This is a genomic window from Okeania sp., from assembly GCF_983059655.1.
On sequence record NZ_CEZPJD010000725.1, the window covers coordinates 1 to 4,034 of the forward strand.

At 39.3% G+C, this 4,034-nt stretch carries 1 protein-coding gene; it reads left to right on the plus strand.

Going from position 1 to position 4,034, the window contains the following annotated elements:
• Nucleotides 1–4,034 (plus strand): AAA family ATPase (locus AC3DU7_RS27385; RefSeq protein WP_488042421.1); only part of this gene is annotated, 4,034 nt, incomplete at both ends.

The following is a 4,034-nucleotide window of genomic DNA, read 5'->3' on the forward strand; positions in this document are numbered from 1 at the left end:
TAGAAGGAACTTTAGCTTATATTTCCCCAGAGCAAACTGGTAGGATGAACCGAGGAATAGATTATCGTAGTGACTTTTATTCGTTAGGGGTAACATTTTTTGAGATGTTAAATGGAACATTACCATTTGAGACTACCGATCCTATGGAATTGGTACATTGTCATTTAGCGAAAATGCCAATGTTAAGACATAGGAAACAGCGGTCATGTCCCGCGTCGGTAACAGACGCAAGCGGTCAGATCCTGTGTCGGCGAAAGATACAAGCGGTCAGGTCTCACGTCGGCGGATGTAAGGAAATGCTCACCAAGATAGGGAATGCTCATCAAGAAAAGGAATACTCATCAAGAAAGGGAATAGGGAATAGCGAAGTAAGGAGCAGGGTTTGTGAAACACAAATACCTCAAATGCTAATCGAAATTGTAATGAAGTTGATGGCGAAAAATGCGGAAGATAGGTATCAGAGTGCTTTGGGTTTAAAATATGATTTGGAAAAATGCCGACAGGAATGGCAGTCTAAGGGAGAAATAAAGAGTTTTGAGTTAGGGAGTAGGGATATCAGCGATCGCTTCCTGATTCCGGAGAAGTTGTATGGCAGGGAAGCAGAAGTACAAACTTTACTAGATGCCTTTGAGCGGGTAGCTCATCCCCCTCTTAGTCAAGAGGGAGGTAGAGCAGAAATGATGCTAGTGGCAGGATTTTCTGGGATTGGAAAAACAGTAGTTGTCAATGAAGTTCACAAGCCCATTGTCAGGCAAAGGGGTTATTTTGTCAAAGGAAAATTCGAGCAATTTAATCGCAATATTCCGTTCTCAGCCTTAGTACAATCTTTGCGAGATTTAATGGGGCAATTATTGAGTGAAAGTGATGCTCAACTGGAGGAGTGGAAAGATAAAATATTGGCAGCACTGGGAGAAAATGGGCAAGTAATTGTTGATGTAATTCCGGAGTTAGAAAGAATAATTGGCAAGCAACCTACTGTGCCGGAATTATCAGCAAGTGCTGCCCAGAATCGTTTTAATTTGCTGTTTGGCAAATTTATTCAAGTTTTCACCCTTCAGGAGCATCCTTTAGTAATCTTCTTAGATGATTTGCAGTGGGCAGATTCAGCTTCTCTGAATTTGATGAAATTGTTAATGAGTGAAGCCTCTAATTCCTATTTGCTGATGATTGGTGCTTATCGAGATAATGAGGTGTTTCCTGGCCATCCACTAATGTTAACCTTGGATGAGATGAGGAAAACAGAGGCAACAATTAATACTATTACCTTAGCAGCGCTTTCTCAGGATAATATTAATAATTTAGTAGCGGATACTCTTAGTTGTGCTGGAGAAGTGGCTAAACCTGTAACGGAGTTAGTGTATCAGAAGACCAAGGGAAATCCATTTTTTACCACTCAGTTTCTGTTAGGTTTACATGGGGATAAATTAATTCAGTTTAATTTTGAGTTTAGGCATTGGGAATGTAATATTGCCGAAGTGAAGCAACGGGCGCTTACAAATGATGTGGTGGAGTTTATGGCGGGGCGGTTACAGAAGTTACCGACGGAAACAATTGAGGTGTTGAAGTTAGCTGCTTGTGTTGGGAATCAGTTTGATTTAGCTACTTTGGCTATTGTGAGTGAGCAATCAGAAGAAGATACAGCAGATAGTTTGTGGAGGGCTTTGCAAGAAGGGTTTATTTTGCCCAAAAGTGAGGTTTATAAGTTTTATCTGAGCCGTGATGATGTTAGTGGAAACAACCAAAAAACTGAAAATGCCCAGTATTGTTTTTTGCATGATAGAGTTCAACAGGCTGCTTATTCTTTAATTCCCAACGAGCAAAAACAAAAAACTCACTACCATATCGGACAATTACTTCTGGAGAAAATATCGCCGGAGTCAAGAGAAGAACGAATTTTTGAGTTGGTGAGTCAATTGAACTATGGGAAAAACTTAATTGTCAAACTCGAAGAGCGTAACCAAATTGCTGAACTTAACTTGATAGCTTGTCGCAGAGCTAAGGCATCGGCTGCTTATAAATCTGCTTTAGAATATTGCGATATTGCTCTAAATTATCTGGAAAAAGAAAGTTGGCAAAATCAGTACCACTTGACACGAGATTTACACTTACTGGGGATAGAATTAGAGTATCTTAACTCCAATTTCGAGTACTCTAGAGAACGAGCAGACAATGCACTCGAATATACTCAAGATGTGTTGGACAATGTCGCAATTTATCAGCTCAAAGTCCAATCCTATGTAATCCAGAGTCAGATGTTGACAGCTATCGAGACTGGTCTGAAAGGTTTGGAATTATTAGATTTTTCTTTGCTCGAAGTGCCAGATATTGATGTTGCAACTTTGGAACTGCCTGAATTGGAAGCAGTGGAAAAATGCAAGGAACTAGATGACCTCACCGAACTAACTAAGATTAAATTCCTTGCCAGTCTAATTACTACAATTTACGTTGGTAAACCCGAACTTTTGCCTAAAGTACTCTTCGTAATAGTACAATCTTCCATAGACCATGGGTATTCATCAATATCTGCTGTGGTTTATGGCTGGTATGCACTATTGGTACTTATGGCTGGAGATACTGAAAAAGCCTACCATGCTGGGCAGATTTCCCTCAAGCTTTTAGAACGTTTTCCCAGCCGAGAAAATGAGTGCAAGGTGCTATTTATTTTTTATAACTTCATTAGTAGTCTCAAAGACCATATGAAAGTGAGTTTAGCAGGTTTGTTAGAGGGAGCACGCTCTGGATTTGATGCGGGAGATGTGGAATATGCAGGCTATTGTGAAATGGCTTATAGTGCCTTCCTATCGTCAATGGGGCATAATCTTATGGAAACTAAGGAACTGCAACAACCTCACTATGACTTAGTTAAAAAGCTTAATTTAGAATTTTCTACTAACTTTTTAGCGATTTGGCGACAAACCTGCTTAAATTTATTGGGGGAATCTTTAGAAGTTACTCTTTTAGTAGGAGAAAGTTTTGATGAGGAAGATGAACTACCAAAGTTTCAAGAAACTAATAGCTTTACATTATTATTTTCAACTAGTATTAACAAAGCTATGTTGTTTTACTTGTTTGGCAACTTGTCCGCTGCCTTAGAGCAATGTCATTTAGCTGCAAATTATATTGATACAGAACAAGGTGTTACACATCTATCTTTACATAACCTTTATTATTCATTAACACTTTTAGCTATTTACCCTGATAGTTTTGATAAAATAAATGATTTAAAAATCATAGATTCTAATCAGAAAAATTTAAAAAAATGGGCAACTCATGCCCCAATGAATTTCCAACATAAATATGATTTAGTGGAAGCAGAAAAACATCGCGTGTTAGAACAAAAATTAGAAGCAATTGAATTATACGAAAAAGCTATAGCTGGAGCAAAAGAAAACGAATATATCCAAGAAGAAGCCCTGGCCAACGAACTCGCAGCCAAATTTTACCTAGACTGGGGCAAAGAGAAAATTGCCTGTACCTATATGCAATCAGCCTACTACTGCTATGCCCATTGGGGAGCAAAAGCCAAGGTAGAAGATTTAGAAAAACGCTATCCTCACCTCCTCGCACCCATTCTCGAAAAGCAAAAATTTAGTTCCCTCTCCAGTACTACTCTCACCAGTTTAGCTCAAGGAACAATTTCTCAAACTACAATAGGTACAGAAGAAATATTAGACTTGGCTACTCTTATGAAAGCCTCCCGTGCTCTTTCAGAAGATATTTCTCTAGACGGAGCGATCGCCAATTTAATGCAAGTAGTAAGAGAAAATGCTGGTGCTGAGGCCGTGGCCTTGATGCTGTTATCAGACCAAGTATTAATGCTGACAGCTTTGGTTACTGGCGAAGAAACTTCCATCCTGGCTCCTATTCCTGTAGAAATTACTTATGCAGTACCTTTGAGTGTTGTCAACCAAGTCAAGCGCAGCCAACAGCCTCTAGTCCTCGATCGCGCTAGTAACAACAATACTTATGCTGGCGATGTTTATATCCAAAAATATCAACCTCAGTCTATTTTCTGCCTACCCTTAATAGCTCGC